This is a genomic window from Catenibacterium faecis, assembly GCF_014306455.1.
GTDB lineage: Bacteria > Bacillota_I > Bacilli_A > Erysipelotrichales > Coprobacillaceae > Catenibacterium > Catenibacterium mitsuoka_A.
In genome coordinates, this window is the sequence record NZ_JACRWG010000001.1 from 99358 (window position 1) to 113977 (window position 14620).

The window sequence follows — 14620 nt, forward strand, 5'->3', positions numbered from 1 at the left end:
GATGTCCTTTTTTAGGAGGGCTTAGTTTTTTGTACCCAGTTTAAGAATACCTTTATCATGTGATTCTAAAGTATCCGGAGAATATCTGTATGCTTTGTATGCCTATGGTTATGCATAAAAATCCCAGTGATAAGAGTATTTATCACTGGGATTTTTATGCCCTTTTGGGCTTTTGAATGGAGGAAAATCACATGAAAATTATTAATATTGGAGTTTTAGCTCATGTTGATGCGGGAAAAACTACCTTAACAGAAAGCTTATTATATAACAGTGGAGCGATTACAGAATTAGGAAGCGTGGACAAAGGTACAACGAGGACGGATAATACGCTTTTAGAACGTCAGAGAGGAATTACAATTCAGACAGGAATAACCTCTTTTCAGTGGGAAAATACGAAGGTGAACATCATAGACACGCCAGGACATATGGATTTCTTAGCAGAAGTATATCGTTCATTATCAGTTTTAGATGGGGCAATTCTACTGATTTCTGCAAAAGATGGCGTACAAGCACAAACTCGTATATTATTTCATGCACTTAGGAAAATGGGGATTCCCACAATCTTTTTTATCAATAAGATTGACCAAAATGGAATTGATTTATCAACGGTTTATCAGGATATTAAAGAGAAACTTTCTGCCGAAATTGTAATCAAACAGAAGGTAGAACTGTATCCTAATATGTGTGTGACGAACTTTACCGAATCTGAACAATGGGATACGGTAATAGAGGGAAACGATGACCTTTTAGAGAAATATACGTCTGGGAAATTATTGGAAGCATTAGAACTCGAACAAGAGGAAAGCATAAGATTTCATAATTGTTCCCTGTTCCCTGTTTATCACGGAAGTGCAAAAAACAATATAGGGATTGATAACCTTATAGAAGTGATTACGAATAAATTTTATTCATCAACACATCGAGGTCAGTCTGAACTTTGCGGAAAAGTTTTCAAAATTGAGTATTCGGAAAAAAGACAGCGTCTTGCATATATACGTCTTTATAGTGGCGTACTGCATTTGCGAGATTCGGTTAGAATATCGGAAAAGGAAAAAATAAAAATTACAGAAATGTATACTTCAATAAATGGTGAATTATGTAAAATCGATAAGGCTTATTCCGGGGAAATTGTTATTTTGCAAAATGAGTTTTTGAAGTTAAATAGTGTTCTTGGAGATACAAAACTATTGCCACAGAGAAAAAAGATTGAAAATCCGCACCCTCTACTACAAACAACTGTTGAACCGAGTAAACCTGAACAGAGAGAAATGTTGCTTGATGCCCTTTTGGAAATCTCAGATAGTGATCCGCTTCTACGATATTACGTGGATTCTACGACACATGAAATTATACTTTCTTTCTTAGGGAAAGTACAAATGGAAGTGATTAGTGCACTGTTGCAAGAAAAGTATCATGTGGAGATAGAAATAAAAGAGCCTACAGTCATTTATATGGAAAGACCGTTAAAAAAAGCAGAGTATACCATTCACATCGAAGTTCCACCGAATCCTTTCTGGGCTTCCATTGGTCTATCTGTAGCACAGCTTCCATTAGGGAGCGGAGTACAGTATGAGAGCTCGGTTTCTCTTGGATACTTAAATCAATCGTTTCAAAATGCAGTTATGGAGGGGATACGCTATGGCTGTGAACAAGGATTGTATGGTTGGAATGTGACGGACTGTAAAATCTGTTTTAAGTATGGCTTATACTATAGCCCTGTTAGTACCCCAGCAGATTTTCGGATGCTTGCTCCTATTGTATTGGAACAAGTCTTAAAAAAAGCTGGAACAGAATTGTTAGAGCCATATCTTAGTTTTAAAATTTATGCGCCACAGGAATATCTTTCACGAGCATACAACGATGCTCCTAAATATTGTGCGAACATCGTAGACACTCAATTGAAAAATAATGAGGTCATTCTTAGTGGAGAAATCCCTGCTCGGTGTATTCAAGAATATCGTAGTGATTTAACTTTCTTTACAAATGGACGTAGTGTTTGTTTAACAGAGTTAAAAGGGTACCATGTTACTACCGGTGAACCTGTTTGCCAGCCCCGTCGTCCAAATAGTCGGATAGATAAAGTACGATATATGTTCAATAAAATAACTTAGTGTATTTTATGTTGTTATATAAATATGGTTTCTTGTTAAATAAGATGAAATATTTTTTAATAAAGATTTGAATTAAAGTGTAAAGGAGGAGATAGTTATTATAAACTACAAGTGGATATTGTGTCCTGTATGTGGAAATAAAACACGATTAAAGATAAGGGAAGATACTGAATTAAAAAAATTCCCCCTCTATTGTCCGAAATGCAGACAAGAAAATTTAATTGAAATAAAGCAGTTCAAAGTAACTGTGATTACAGAGCCAGACGCAAAGACGCAGAGCCGATAAAATGAGATTAATACAATCTCATTTTATCGGCTCTTTCCGTTATGTATGGATTCTTTTAATTAGTCTTCGATGTTTCTTGCTTCGTTGATACCGCTGGCTAAAGATTCCATTAAGGATAGTTCTTTGTCTGTAAAGCTATCCATGTATTTCTCTATCTGTAATCGTCGGGTGCTTTTTACCAAGTTATTAGCAGGTAAGAAAAATTCATCAACGGAAACATGAAGTAACGATACAAGGTCATAAAGAACTTGTATGCTGGGGTGTTGCCCTTTATTTTCAATATTAGTTAAGTACCGTGGGTCAATTTCAATCAATGCTCCCACTTGTTCACGAGTTAAACCTCGTTTCAATCGAGCTTCTTTAATGGCTAAACCAAAGGCTCTAAAATCATATTTATCTTCTTTTTTACGCATAGTAGACCACCTCTATACATTTTATTGTTCCTACTGAATTAAAAACAGGTATAGAAAAACGTGTTATATGGTTTATAGGTTTATATTTAATAAAAAGCACTACTAAACGCCAATAAAAAAAACCGTTATATGGTAGTGCTATTTACGCTGTTAAAATATTGTATATTACTTCCAAATGGCGGTTTGTTGGAGGTCAACGTCGCCATGAAGTACATCATATACAATAAATTTCCTTACATTGGGTTCTTGTCAAAAAAAGTCGTCTATCTGCAATAGATAAGTACGTCCACCAATGTGGTTTTATAAATCATATAGATAGAATAACAGAAGCATGTAAACAGAGAAATAAATCTGTTTATATGCTTTTTTGGCTATTCAGAACTTTTTTACAAAGTTTATTTATCAGTAATGCAACAAATCCCCCTTTCACATTGGGACTAAGAGTGAAAGGAGATAAACGAGCAAGGCTCACTTCCTTTCCTAGACAGAAAGGGGGTGAGAAACATGAAACCATCTTCTTTTCAGACCACAATAGAAAATCAGTTTGACTATATCTGTAAACGTGCTATGGAAGACGAGCGAAAGAATTATATGCTTTATCTTTCAAGGATTGCAAAGCGTGAGGTGTCCTTTTCGGATGTTGGCGATTATCTTGTTAGCCAGTTTGCGACAACAGATAACTATTCAACTGACTTTCAGATTTTTACACTCAATGGGTTATCAGTAGGCGTTGAAAATGATTTGTTGAGTGAAGCATTACGTGAGTTGCCAGACAAGAAACGTGAAATTCTACTGCTGTTTTACTTATGGGAATTTCGCTATTTTTAGAATTGCCTGCAATAGTTTCCTACTGGGTAGTTACAGTGATGTGCTTTGTGGCTATGGGTGTATCTACTATGTTTGTTGTTCAAATTTACACTCTTGTTCAGACACAAACACCACCGCAATTAGTAGGAAAGATAATGGCTACGCTGGTAGCAGTTGCTATGTGCGGTCAACCTATTGGACAAATGGTTTACGGTATTTTATTCGATGTATTTATACAAGAAACATGGGTTGTTATGTTTGTAGCTTCTATTGCTTCAATCATGATTTCAATATATTCAAAAAGAATTTTTCAAAAGTTAGAGATATAATACAAGGGGTTAAATAGTATGTTAGGCTAAAAACAATATATAAAAGAAAATTTGAAATCTGCTAAAAGGATAGTGTTATAAAAGAAAGAGTAATATTGCAATATTTAAGGCTCGCACAAATATATGTTTTGTGTGGGCTTTTTTCTTACCATTTTTCTGTATTTCTAAAGGGTATAAACGGTATTCCGTTTATATATTTCAGCATTAGCAGAAAGGGGGTGAGATTATGAGGACATCTTCTTTCGAGCATATCGTCAGATTACAGTTCAATTCTTTAATGCTGATTGTCATTAAGAACAAAGTGAAAAGTCGAAACAGACAGCTTGCAAGACATTCTAAACGTGAAGTATTGTTTTGTGAAATAGCCGAAACGAAACAAGTTGAACGTGGAACGATTGATACCTGTTTTTATGATTGTGTATCATTTAAAGTCTTGCACTTTACAATTTATGTATCTGATGAAACACTTGGTACAGTTTTACATAGACTGTCAGAAAAACAGCGTAGTGCGATTTTATTACGTTATTTTCAAGGAATGAACGACAGAAAAATTTCAGAACTGTACCATGTATCACGTTCTGCTATTTGCAGTAGAAGAACTAGAGGACTAAGGAAGTTAAAAATGCTTTTGAGCGAAGGGAAGTAAAGAAATGAGTAAAGATTATGGCTATCCCTCTTTTGAATTGATTTGCAAAGCGTCAAGCGGAGATGAAATGGCAGTTAAAGAGATTTTGAAGTTTTATGACGGTTATATTTCTAAATTATGCTTGCGTCCTTTTTACCACTCTGAAAGTGGTAAAATCATTATGCAGGTTGATGAAGAACTAAAAGGAGAAATTCATACAGACATGATGAAAGCAATATTGAAATTTGAAATCGGAGTGAAGTAATCAACTGTATAAAAAAATCGGGAGATACACAGTTTCGTGCTATCTCCCTTAGTAGTTTTACGGTCATATCAAGGCTCATTCAATCGTGGTAAATTCGTGGTAAGATGAGTGTTTTTCTATACTTCAAAATGCTTGAATGTATAGTGTTTATGCGGATAATTGAAAATTAGATATAAAATTTACAATACATTCTATTATAAAACAAGTAAAAAACACTAATTAAGCCAATACCATAATACGAACCATCCATCATACAAATATATGATATAAAAGCTCCACCTAAAATTATTGGAATAGCTACAATCCAATTATTACTGCTATTTTTAATAATTGCAATAACAAGAAGTCCTATTAAAAGTGTAAACAATACATTTTGCTGCCTTACATCAAATATATTTCCTGTTAACGATAGATCGTATATTAGCTCTGAGATACCAGCAAATATTAATAAATTTGCTAAATCTTCTTTAAATTGTGTGTATGCATAAATCCTTCAACAAGTAAAAAACAAAAAATTGGAAATGCTAATCTACCGATCATATGTAAGACATCAATTATATTCAATAAGTTTGAAAATTGAAAGTCCGTAAACATAGAGTAAGGTACTTTTAATGTTATACCATTTTTTAACACAACTTGTCCAAAGTGATCTAACAGCATTGCACTCACTGCTATAACTTTTAATGTACTTCCTGAAAATAATTTTCTCATAATTTAATTAAGCTGATGATAGTTATTTAATTATGAATATTAATATCGTAATTCAACGAAACTACATCCTCCTTATATCCATCAACAACGACTTGAACCATATAAGAGCCTTTTTCTAAAAATAATTTTTGTAAATCTGCAATATCCTGACCATCTAGTTGATAACAAAGCTTATCATTTTCATTTAAAATATAGATATGCATTTTACCATCATCGATACTAGCGTCTATATCTACATTTAATTTTTCAGATTTAGCAAGTGAAAAATAACCAGTTGCTACTTTTAATTCTGATTTACTAGTTTCACTAGCATTATAAGTTTCATCTCTATTCATTGAAAAGGCAACCGCATTACTTTCTTTATAGTAAGAATATATGCCCATAACAATTAAAATACTTATAACTAAAACCATGATCAACATAACAAAATAAACTCTTGATTTCTTTTTTGAAAATCTATTTTTGATACAATTTGATGGTCTTGTTTCAATAAGTTATCGACAGAAATATTAAAATGATTACTAATCTTGATAATCATCTCCAAATCAGGATAACTTTTTCCATTCTTCCAATTTGATACTTGGTACTTTTTCTTGACATAGTACCAATATTCTTTAAATGTTCAAAAGAAAGATCTATAAAATTAATAAAGATAATCTTGAAATTACTCCCAAATAGTTAATCTATTCTTTCATCAAAACAGATTTACCACTTCTTTTAAGAATGTTTTATATCATATATTTTCAAACAAGCAAAATATCCTAAGATATTTAATATAACTGCTAAAATACTACCATATAACAACCAATTATTTAAAGGAATAAGCAATAACTGTTCTATTCCTACTACAAAGTTTAAAGCAATAAATCCAATTACAAAAGCAACAAGTAAAATTACATACATAATCGCTCCTTTTTTATTTCCAAGCGCCATAAATCCAGCATTATTAATTGGTAACATAATTAAAGAAAAAATAATCCCTACTGACAATATAAGTAATCCTTCTTGCAAATCTAAAATATGATACCCATAAACAGACATCAATATAATCGGTAAAGAAAGCACTAATTGACATATAGCAGTAAAAATATATGTCTCTAAAATTTTAGTAATTACAATTTGTTTTTTAGATATTGGATATGTCAGCAAAATTTGATCAAATTTTGAAATTTCATCTCTTTCAATAGAATACTGTAATGGCGAGACACTCATCATTGGAACTGATAATGCTACTAAAAGTATAATAATATATTCACTTGGCATCAAAAAGAAAATAAAACAATACAATAAAATACTAAATACAAATCCTAATAGATTCTTCTTTATACAAAATGTTTCATAAAAATCTTTTAACATAATCCCTAGCATACTTAGCATCCCCCTTTTGCATAAAACAACATAATTTCTTCAACCGTTGGCCTCATAATTTCAAGATCTTTAAAAACGCTTTGTATTGCCAAACGATTTTTAACTAATATAGTATAACTATAGGCTCCTTTAGTATATCCAATGATATCTTCTCGATTTAATGAATCTAATAATTCTTTACCCACATGAAGAACGCCATACTCTTCTCTTAGCTCATCATATGGCTTCATAAATAAAAGCTCGCCTTCATGAATATAAGCAATATAATCCGAAATCTTATCTAAATCACTTGTTATATGTGAAGACATCAATACTGTATGATTTTCATCTTCTGTATACTCACGAATAATTGATAAAATCTCATCACGAATTATTGGATCTAACCCACTAGTTGCTTCATCTAATATCAATAGTTTTGCATCATGGCTAAATGCAATCGCAAATTCTAATTTCATTTTCATACCACGAGAAAACTTTTTGATTTTCTTTTTCATTGGTAAATTAAATTGATGAATATATTTAAGATAAGTTGCTTGATCCCAATTTGAATAAACCTTACTCAATATTTGTCCTATAAACTTTGGAGTAAACTCATCATCATAGTGTGTGGTATCAAATATCACCGCAATATCTTTTTTTATTTGAATTTCATCTGTTTTAAAATCCATTCCAAATATTTTTAATTCCTCATAAGAAGATTTTATAATCCCTAATAGCGAACTAATTAATGTTGATTTACCAGCCCCATTTTCTCCAATCAAACCGACAATGCTTCCTTTGGGAATATTTAATATTATATTATTTAAACAAAAATCCTCATAACTTTTACTTAGATTTTTAATTTCAATTGCATTTTCCATAATTAACTCTCCTCATACATCAAATGAAGTATTTTTTCCAATTCATCCATAGTTACTCCACTTTGTTTTGCCAACAAACATATGTCATCCATTTGCTTTTCAATTCTGCGTAGATTTTCTTCTCGAATTAAATCTTTATTTTGTTTAGATACAAATGCTCCTTTTGCGGGAATAACATGGATAAATCCATCTTTTGATAATTCATCATAAGCTCTTTGCGTTGTAATAATACTAACATGTAAATCCTTGGCCAACTTGCGCATCGAAGGTAAAGGATCATTCGCTTTGAGTTCACCATTCATGATCATTTCTTTAATTTGTATGACGATTTGTTCATAAATTGGTTTAGAACTCGAGCTACTAAGTATAATTTCCATTTTTTCACCTCGTAATTTTATATACTGTATATATCTTACATAGACAGTATATACCTAACTATCAATACTGTCAATATATATTATATACAGTAAAAATAAAAAGTTCAGTTAATAAAACTGAACCCACAGTATCCTAGTTATTAGATTGATTTTAATACGTACTTATGAAGCAGGTAATTGCTCAACCCACATACAAAACATCTAATGCTTCTAGCAATCAGATATTTATCGAAGCATTTTTTAAAAAAATAAAAATATTACCAATTGAAATCATTAAAACAAATTCAATAAGCAATTTGCGTTTTTAATTTCTTCTACAGTATTTACTTTTTCAATATCTAGAGATTCTAATAAATTACCTACAAGCGTATCCAAACTTACCTGTAGTGCCTTAGCCAACGCTAGCAATTAATATGCATCTAGTATTAGCAAACTACACCCCCAATTAGAAATAGTTTGACGAGTTACTCTAATTACATTGCCTAACTTTTCTTAAGAAAGTCTTAACTTTTTTCTAAATGTTAAAATATTCTTCTCTAAATTCACTTTTCGCTTTTTTCATCGTAATCAATTATATAAATCTTAATACGCAACCTCAAAGACCTTTAAAATATTGTCAAAGCTCTTTAACAAATAGAATTTTAATCCACTTCACCAAAATACTTATCTTCTTTTACGCTTTTAGGTGTAGATATCATAAAACTTTATGGCAAATCAATATAGAGATAAGCATGATTATAAATGTAGTTATACCAACCAGTAATACAAATGCAATCGTTTGATATGACCTCTTACCCTTTTCTTGTTCTATCTCATCATGACTTAGTGTATTTCCTTCAATATAAGCAATAATTTCTTTATATGTTTGTAAATCATTTTCTTTTTTTTAATTCTCGGCTTTACTAGATGTATAAAGTGTTACCAAAAATAAAATAAACCATGTAGAGAAACCTAGAACACCCTCCATAAACAATGGATATGCCGTAACCGCCAATAGAACTAATTCGCTAAAAAACAAGATGCTGAGCTTATTAAATCTTTTAACAAATCCTTTATCAACCATTTTCTTCATTTCCTCCAAATCTTCTTTTAATAAGTTATCTAAAGATACATTAAAGATATAGGATATATTAATTAGACTTTTAATATCTGGTAACGTTTTATTCGTCTCCCAATTAGAGATTGTTTGCCTCGATAAAAATAATTTAAGTGCTAGGTCATCCTGTGACAGACCATAATTCTTCCTTGCTTTTTTCAACTTTGTTCTAACATCCATCTTCTTCTCTCTCCTTTCATCTCATATCTTAATGTATCTTAATTCATCAATATACATGTCAACATGAAATTTGTTTGTCAAACACCTTTTACAAACCTCTAATTAAAAAAATATTTAATTCATAATCTTTAAAAAGTATGGAAATGCATCATAGAGAGTAACTATTCCACCTACTAAAAATAGAATTCCAAAAAATGCTACGACAATAGAACTCATTTTGATCTTTTTTTGAAGAATAAATACAGCTGGATGTTTTGAATCAACATAAATTTGATAAGTTTCTCCTTCTCTCATCTTTTTTGTTAATTGTTTGTAGGAAATATTTTGAGTTGTTTGTTCTTTATATACATGACCTTGATATGTATATTCAAACACTGGTGCTTGAGTAGAAACTCCATTACCACCATAGTAAGTATTGTATCCACAATACACACCATTAATTTTTTCATTGCATCTAACAAGTGAATACACATCATTAATGAGCATCAAAATTATGATTAGCCCAAAGATAATGCAACCCAAAGGAAAAACTAATAATTTTCCTGAAGGGACAAAAATAGTGATAACCGAAATCATACCAAATCCCACAAAAGAGAAAATCATGATAGAACTAACAAGTGGAACATCTTTGTATCTTTTATTTTTTATAATAACAAACGTCACGAAACCAAATAGAATTGTTAATATATGAACCAAAATCGCCATAACATAAACACCTCGAACTTAATAATTTTACTCATGAACACTATAGTACTCTAAGCCTAACAAACTTTTACGGATACATACTCTACGACTGTCACCAATATTAGTTTTTAAATATTGACTTTTCGATACATTAAATTCCTTTTCTTCACCACGCCAAGAAGCAATTAATTGATAATCTGTCAAACTATTGCCCGTATCGACATCTTTATCTGTAATAACAATTGTTTCATGTTCTGGCTTTCCAAACGTTAATAAGAAATTGACAGGAAATGTAATTGTAAACGAGAACACCAAAACTGCAAAAATAACCGATAATTTACGACCAAATCTTTGTGGAACTTTTGTACGCAATGTTTTAATGATAAAAAGAATGGAGAAAATAACTGTTAAAAGCAATGTTATTTTTAAATAATCAATAAAATCATACCCAAAAATTTTTGCTGTCGCTAAATTTAAAAGCAAAGCAATTGCAGCACCTAGAAATGGCATTTGTAACATGACTTCTTCACCTTTTTTAGTCTTTGTTTCAATATAAATATATGGATAATACCATAGGTATACTGCATATGATCCAAGTATTACAAAAACATACATAATCATCATAAGTTTTCCACCAATTAAAAACCCAATTACATCGAGTACGATAAAGACTATTCCAAGAATACGTAAAATTTTCCTAGATTTATTTAAATAAAATCCACAGTGATTTGAAGAAATTCTTTCTATTGTTTTAGACTCTTCAACAATTGATTTATAATAATTACGCTCAATCGCATTAAATGTACCAACATATTTGGATACATCTTTTTTCTTTTCTAACAATTCCTCAAAGTCAACAATTTCTACACCATGTTCAGCTAAAGCTTCGTAAAGCAATTCTAAATTAGCAAATGCATAATCTAATGTCACTAAACGATTATAACCTCTATCAATCAGTGCCATTTGTGTTCTATTTCCTAGTGGTATCAATAATAAACATCTAATTTCTGTATAACGTACTTCAATTGATTTTTTTAATACATAATTAAAAGTAAGTGTGTTTTTATCTATGACTATCGTTTGCTTTTTACATGCTAGTAAAAGTGCACCACCTAAAAACACAAAAGGCAGAAAACAAAATGCAGCAATATAATAACCTGATATAAGTGTTACTAAACATATTAGTCCAAATACCACAGTTGTTATCATCCCTAATATTTTTACAAACTTTGAACATCCTATTACCTGTTTTTCCATAATCATCCCAACTTTCTTAATATTTAATTCTATTTTAGTACACTGATTAATGCATAAATTACACTTGCAACCAAAAGAGTACCAATTATTATTGTCATAACCATTTTTATTCTATTTTGGCTATCAGTTTTCACACTCTTGATAATCCATATAGGTCCAATCAAAAACACTAAAACTGCATAAATAACTAAAATTATATCCATAGCTATTACTCCTTAATTTAAATCAATTTATTCTATAATGTTCGACGATATCATTTCGATACTCCAATATATCTTCTTCATAATATCTTTGGTATGGACTAGCATGATGAATAACAAAACTTACACCATTTTTATTCCGATGATCCGATACGATACCAATATGATTTTCAAATATGACAATATCTCCGCCTTGCCATTCTTCAATTCGGTGAATATCGGTTGTTAATGATTGTGCGTTATATTTGAAATAAATCTTCAAGTTTTGCACCCTTCTAAAATCAATATTTTTGTCAATAATATCTATATCATAATCTTCTTTATGATTTTGGACATGTTGATTAACCAACTCCATTAAATCATAGCCAGCATCTTTTAGTCCAAAAGCTACTACATCACTACACACTCCAAAATGATCATTGGGATAACCTGTACCGTAATATTTACTTTTATATTTAGGCTTGCTACTAACATACGCTTTTACATTATTCAAAATATCTGTTTGATCATCGATGCCATCATCATCTTCATCATGTGAACTCTTATAGGTTGTGATATTAAAATCGCTATTTGAATATTTTTGATGTGGGATGTAATTGAAAAAATATAACACATAAACAACAAACAACAGAACAATAGCTGATATAAAAATTAAACCTACTTTATACTTATTTTTCATTGATAATAACACCACCTTTAAATCAATGATTAGTTATATAATAATGTAAAAAACTCATCAAAAGTATTAGCGATAAAATAAACATTGTTCTCATCATCTGATGAACTTAGACTATAAGAATCATCATAATAATAAACTCCGTCATTTGACCCATCACAAACTAAAACAAAGAAACCATGTTGGATACTATCCCCAATAATAACAGTGCTTCCAAATAAATCATCAATATAAGCATTCGTCCAATATTCTATATTTGAAGCATCATTCCCTGTATCTATTCCATAAATAACATCGACATTAACATTTTCATTTATATCCTTTAAGTAGATTTCATTAAATGCGTCATTACTAACTACACCATTGTATTTTAATAGAAATGTAACATAGTCACTAGGCAGACTAATATTAAATAATTTTTCAATATGAGTAATATCTACCTTATTTATTTTTTTTAAAGATTTTAATTCATGATTCTTCTTTTTTAGCTTTTCAAATATTCCCATATTTATCTCCTTTATTAGTTCAGTTCCTATCTTTTTAACCATTTATATTATGCTGTTGAGATTTATCTTTGAAAAAGCCAATTAAAATTAAGGTAATACCAAGAATTGCCAATGGAATATAAATAATATTAGGTATATGGTAGATAAACCTATCAACTGCCGACATAACAATGTAAATAACAATTCCTACACTAATTAAGTAACTTCTCTCTTTCATAATTATCCCCATTTAAAATGTTTTCACTTCAATAATGATTTGATGACATAAAATGATTATTAACTAATATTTTCTTGTTCACTAACGTGACAACCTTTTTAACCTTACAGCCTTATACTATTGATGATCTAGTGTAACTCGTAACATCTGTGTTTAATTTCTCAAGTAATTCTATTACACTATATTCCTTGTTTTGAATGGCTCTTAATTCTTTATCTGTCACTCCAATAAATTCAACAAATATTACCTTTCCATTAGGTGTATTTATTTCAACAAATTTATCATCTGGTATCGTTATAAATCCTGTAATATTGGATGTCCCTTTACTATCTATACCTGTTGTTTGACCTGTGTATAGATATTCGTAAGCATTAAATAATTCACCTTGGGTAAAAGTAATTCTGGCAATAGATTGTAATATACCACATATACAACGTATTTCATCTTCTTCATTTTCGTAGTGATCCTTTTTGAGTTTCAAAGTCAACTCCATACCATAACCACTCCACTCTTTATCTTCGCTTTCTTTTTCATAAAGTTCAGATAGTCCATAAGTTATAAAATGCCAATAATCACCACCATCATATACACTAATACCATCAAGGGGATCATTACCGCCCAATCTCCATTTTATCATCGCTCCATAATGCTTAGGATTCTTTTGGTTAGGATAAACTTTATCACATAACTTATCTATTGCATCCCATCCTAGTGCTTCAATTTCTTCATTTTGCTCATTATCTAATAATTCATTTTTCTTCTTAAATTTATCAAACAATCCCATATAGAGTGCCTCCTTATCCTTACCCATTTAATCTAAATTTCGACACTATATTGTTCAATCAAAGCATCAATTTCATCATCATTTAATAAGGCAATAACATGATTTGCATCATAATATTCTTTTGAAGAGATATGATTGATAAAATCGTCGTATGTAACTGTCATTCCTTTTCTAATCATGACATACCAATAATTAATTCCTTTGATTTGATCAAGAATGATATAAGGTTTATTAGGAACAACACAAGGAATATCAGCAACAATCGAATAAATCCCAAATAATTCATTCGTATCTTTCTTCCTATATACGCTTGGTGTTGCATAATAAACATCTAGAGATTGGATTTCATTTAGATATTCTTCAAGATTATTTAAGTTGCAATCAATTCTTTGTAATTCTCTTTGTCCAATAGCGATTGGATTATAAATACCAAATATTTCAAAACAGCGATACTCATCCTCCGTTTTACTTGTCATCTCTTCTAGTGCAACAATACTTGCTTCTTCATCCCATTTAATAAATTCTTCGTCTTCATATAAATAAGCTTCTTCATCTTCTCTTAAATATTTTTTAGTATTGAACTCGTTGCAAAGTTTCTCTACTAAGCTATAGAATAGTCTAATTTCTGATGGTGCAGTTGGTAAACTTAAAGAAAGTAAAACATCACTCCCTTCAAGCCACAACTCAAATCCTCTAGCTAATTTTGCTTCATCATAAATTAGAGTATGTTCGCCTATCTCATCTCTATCAAGGCGATAGTTTTCATCACAAACACCATAAGATAATCCTGTAAATTTAATAATATCTTCTAGATTCATTTTTTTCTTAAATAATGATTTTTGTTTAATTCTTGCAGTTACTGACATAA

At 30.5% G+C, this 14620-nt stretch carries 20 protein-coding genes and 3 pseudogenes; 7 read left to right on the top strand and 16 right to left on the bottom strand.

All coding sequences use genetic code 11. The annotated features are described in order from the left end of the window. Positions 1-98: 98 nt before the first annotated feature. From H8909_RS00620 to H8909_RS00630, 3 genes are all read left to right on the top strand, one after another. A complete protein-coding gene (locus H8909_RS00620) occupies positions 99-176 on the top strand; it encodes a tetracycline resistance determinant leader peptide (protein WP_078372222.1) in 78 nt (25 codons plus the stop codon). Positions 177-191: 15 nt separating this feature from the next. Then, complete coding sequence (gene tet(M), locus H8909_RS00625) at positions 192-2111, top strand: tetracycline resistance ribosomal protection protein Tet(M) (protein WP_021382096.1); 1920 nt, start codon at positions 192-194, stop codon at positions 2109-2111. Positions 2112-2229: 118 nt separating this feature from the next. Next, entirely contained in the window at positions 2230-2397 is a 168-nt protein-coding gene (locus tag H8909_RS00630) for a cysteine-rich KTR domain-containing protein (protein ID WP_000336323.1), read from the top strand. Between the two features lie 59 nt (positions 2398-2456). On the opposite strand, the gene H8909_RS00635 is transcribed toward H8909_RS00630, so the two are convergent. Continuing rightward, positions 2457-2810, bottom strand: coding sequence for a helix-turn-helix transcriptional regulator (locus H8909_RS00635; protein WP_001227347.1), 354 nt, complete (start codon positions 2808-2810; stop codon positions 2457-2459). Positions 2811-3314: 504 nt separating this feature from the next. Here H8909_RS00635 and H8909_RS00640 point away from each other — a divergent pair. The 4 genes and pseudogenes from H8909_RS00640 (at position 3315) to H8909_RS00655 (ending at position 4836) form a co-directional block, all read left to right on the top strand. Beyond that, the gene (locus H8909_RS00640; RefSeq protein WP_010727157.1) at positions 3315-3638 is read left to right on the top strand and encodes a hypothetical protein; all 324 of its coding nucleotides are present in this window, start codon (positions 3315-3317) and stop codon (positions 3636-3638) included. Beyond that, positions 3599-3946 (top strand): annotated as a pseudogene (mef(H), locus tag H8909_RS00645) (macrolide efflux MFS transporter Mef(H)); the annotation flags it as partial. The gene H8909_RS00640 and the pseudogene mef(H), both read left to right, overlap by 40 nt. A gap of 226 nt (positions 3947-4172) precedes the next feature. Beyond that, entirely contained in the window at positions 4173-4592 is a 420-nt protein-coding gene (locus tag H8909_RS00650) for a sigma factor-like helix-turn-helix DNA-binding protein (protein ID WP_010727158.1), read from the top strand. 4 nt (positions 4593-4596) lie between these two features. Then, positions 4597-4836 carry a helix-turn-helix domain-containing protein gene (locus H8909_RS00655; protein ID WP_008788617.1) on the top strand — a complete coding sequence of 80 codons (240 nt, stop codon included), beginning with the start codon at positions 4597-4599 and terminating at the stop codon, positions 4834-4836. A gap of 166 nt (positions 4837-5002) precedes the next feature. Here H8909_RS00655 and H8909_RS13710 read toward each other — a convergent pair. The 15 genes and pseudogenes from H8909_RS13710 to H8909_RS00730 all read right to left on the bottom strand — a co-directional run bounded on the left by H8909_RS13710 (position 5003) and on the right by H8909_RS00730 (position 14618). Then, a pseudogene (locus H8909_RS13710) lies at positions 5003-5547 on the bottom strand (TraX family protein). A gap of 26 nt (positions 5548-5573) precedes the next feature. Beyond that, the gene (locus tag H8909_RS00665) at positions 5574-5969 is read right to left on the bottom strand and encodes a hypothetical protein (protein ID WP_117517410.1); all 396 of its coding nucleotides are present in this window, start codon (positions 5967-5969) and stop codon (positions 5574-5576) included. After that, positions 5963-6118: pseudogene (locus H8909_RS13715) on the bottom strand (hypothetical protein); the annotation flags it as partial. The pseudogene H8909_RS13715 and the gene H8909_RS00665, both read right to left, overlap by 7 nt. Before the next feature lie 146 nt (positions 6119-6264). Next, positions 6265-6915 (bottom strand): ABC-2 transporter permease, encoded by a 651-nt coding sequence (locus H8909_RS00675; RefSeq protein ID WP_158550347.1) that lies wholly within the window; start codon positions 6913-6915, stop codon positions 6265-6267. A gap of 2 nt (positions 6916-6917) precedes the next feature. Continuing rightward, positions 6918-7775: an ABC transporter ATP-binding protein gene (locus H8909_RS00680; RefSeq protein WP_117517417.1), complete on the bottom strand. Its 858-nt coding sequence runs from the start codon at positions 7773-7775 to the stop codon at positions 6918-6920. Between the two features lie 2 nt (positions 7776-7777). After that, the gene (locus tag H8909_RS00685; protein WP_117517419.1) at positions 7778-8152 is read right to left on the bottom strand and encodes a GntR family transcriptional regulator; all 375 of its coding nucleotides are present in this window, start codon (positions 8150-8152) and stop codon (positions 7778-7780) included. 886 nt (positions 8153-9038) lie between these two features. Next, on the bottom strand, positions 9039-9428 hold the full coding sequence (locus tag H8909_RS00690) for a helix-turn-helix transcriptional regulator (RefSeq protein WP_233513059.1): 390 nt from the start codon (positions 9426-9428) through the stop codon (positions 9039-9041). A 114-nt stretch (positions 9429-9542) separates the two neighbouring features. Continuing rightward, positions 9543-10133 carry a DUF3592 domain-containing protein gene (locus H8909_RS00695; RefSeq protein ID WP_117517421.1) on the bottom strand — a complete coding sequence of 197 codons (591 nt, stop codon included), beginning with the start codon at positions 10131-10133 and terminating at the stop codon, positions 9543-9545. Between the two features lie 27 nt (positions 10134-10160). Beyond that, positions 10161-11369 carry a DUF2207 domain-containing protein gene (locus H8909_RS00700; protein ID WP_117517529.1) on the bottom strand — a complete coding sequence of 403 codons (1209 nt, stop codon included), beginning with the start codon at positions 11367-11369 and terminating at the stop codon, positions 10161-10163. Positions 11370-11398: 29 nt separating this feature from the next. After that, positions 11399-11572: a hypothetical protein gene (locus H8909_RS00705; RefSeq protein WP_154410900.1), complete on the bottom strand. Its 174-nt coding sequence runs from the start codon at positions 11570-11572 to the stop codon at positions 11399-11401. Between the two features lie 22 nt (positions 11573-11594). Next, positions 11595-12248 carry a DUF1287 domain-containing protein gene (locus H8909_RS00710; RefSeq protein WP_187011491.1) on the bottom strand — a complete coding sequence of 218 codons (654 nt, stop codon included), beginning with the start codon at positions 12246-12248 and terminating at the stop codon, positions 11595-11597. 29 nt (positions 12249-12277) lie between these two features. Further along, positions 12278-12751, bottom strand: a complete 474-nt coding sequence (locus H8909_RS00715) for an SMI1/KNR4 family protein (protein ID WP_158550349.1) — start codon at positions 12749-12751, stop codon at positions 12278-12280. A gap of 34 nt (positions 12752-12785) precedes the next feature. After that, the gene (locus H8909_RS00720) at positions 12786-12968 is read right to left on the bottom strand and encodes a hypothetical protein (RefSeq protein ID WP_117517427.1); all 183 of its coding nucleotides are present in this window, start codon (positions 12966-12968) and stop codon (positions 12786-12788) included. Positions 12969-13080: 112 nt separating this feature from the next. Beyond that, complete coding sequence (locus tag H8909_RS00725; RefSeq protein ID WP_117517429.1) at positions 13081-13752, bottom strand: suppressor of fused domain protein; 672 nt, start codon at positions 13750-13752, stop codon at positions 13081-13083. Between the two features lie 32 nt (positions 13753-13784). Then, positions 13785-14618 carry a DUF4299 family protein gene (locus H8909_RS00730; protein ID WP_117517431.1) on the bottom strand — a complete coding sequence of 278 codons (834 nt, stop codon included), beginning with the start codon at positions 14616-14618 and terminating at the stop codon, positions 13785-13787. Positions 14619-14620 lie beyond the last annotated feature (2 nt).

Coding starts and splice junctions, on each gene's coding strand:
- H8909_RS00650 (WP_010727158.1), top strand. CDS start 4,173: ATGAGGACATCTTCTTTCGAGCATATCGTCAGATTACAGTTCAATTCT.
- H8909_RS00640 (WP_010727157.1), top strand. CDS start 3,315: ATGAAACCATCTTCTTTTCAGACCACAATAGAAAATCAGTTTGACTAT.
- H8909_RS00690 (WP_233513059.1), bottom strand. CDS start 9,428: ATGGATGTTAGAACAAAGTTGAAAAAAGCAAGGAAGAATTATGGTCTG.
- H8909_RS00720 (WP_117517427.1), bottom strand. CDS start 12,968: ATGAAAGAGAGAAGTTACTTAATTAGTGTAGGAATTGTTATTTACATT.
- H8909_RS00620 (WP_078372222.1), top strand. CDS start 99: ATGCCTATGGTTATGCATAAAAATCCCAGTGATAAGAGTATTTATCAC.
- H8909_RS00725 (WP_117517429.1), bottom strand. CDS start 13,752: ATGGGATTGTTTGATAAATTTAAGAAGAAAAATGAATTATTAGATAAT.
- H8909_RS00685 (WP_117517419.1), bottom strand. CDS start 8,152: ATGGAAATTATACTTAGTAGCTCGAGTTCTAAACCAATTTATGAACAA.
- H8909_RS00705 (WP_154410900.1), bottom strand. CDS start 11,572: ATGGATATAATTTTAGTTATTTATGCAGTTTTAGTGTTTTTGATTGGA.
- H8909_RS00665 (WP_117517410.1), bottom strand. CDS start 5,969: ATGTTGATCATGGTTTTAGTTATAAGTATTTTAATTGTTATGGGCATA.
- H8909_RS00635 (WP_001227347.1), bottom strand. CDS start 2,810: ATGCGTAAAAAAGAAGATAAATATGATTTTAGAGCCTTTGGTTTAGCC.
- H8909_RS00700 (WP_117517529.1), bottom strand. CDS start 11,369: ATGGAAAAACAGGTAATAGGATGTTCAAAGTTTGTAAAAATATTAGGG.
- H8909_RS00675 (WP_158550347.1), bottom strand. CDS start 6,915: ATGCTAGGGATTATGTTAAAAGATTTTTATGAAACATTTTGTATAAAG.
- H8909_RS00655 (WP_008788617.1), top strand. CDS start 4,597: ATGAGTAAAGATTATGGCTATCCCTCTTTTGAATTGATTTGCAAAGCG.
- H8909_RS00730 (WP_117517431.1), bottom strand. CDS start 14,618: ATGTCAGTAACTGCAAGAATTAAACAAAAATCATTATTTAAGAAAAAA.
- H8909_RS00695 (WP_117517421.1), bottom strand. CDS start 10,133: ATGGCGATTTTGGTTCATATATTAACAATTCTATTTGGTTTCGTGACG.
- H8909_RS00715 (WP_158550349.1), bottom strand. CDS start 12,751: ATGGGAATATTTGAAAAGCTAAAAAAGAAGAATCATGAATTAAAATCT.
- H8909_RS00680 (WP_117517417.1), bottom strand. CDS start 7,775: ATGGAAAATGCAATTGAAATTAAAAATCTAAGTAAAAGTTATGAGGAT.
- H8909_RS00710 (WP_187011491.1), bottom strand. CDS start 12,248: ATGAAAAATAAGTATAAAGTAGGTTTAATTTTTATATCAGCTATTGTT.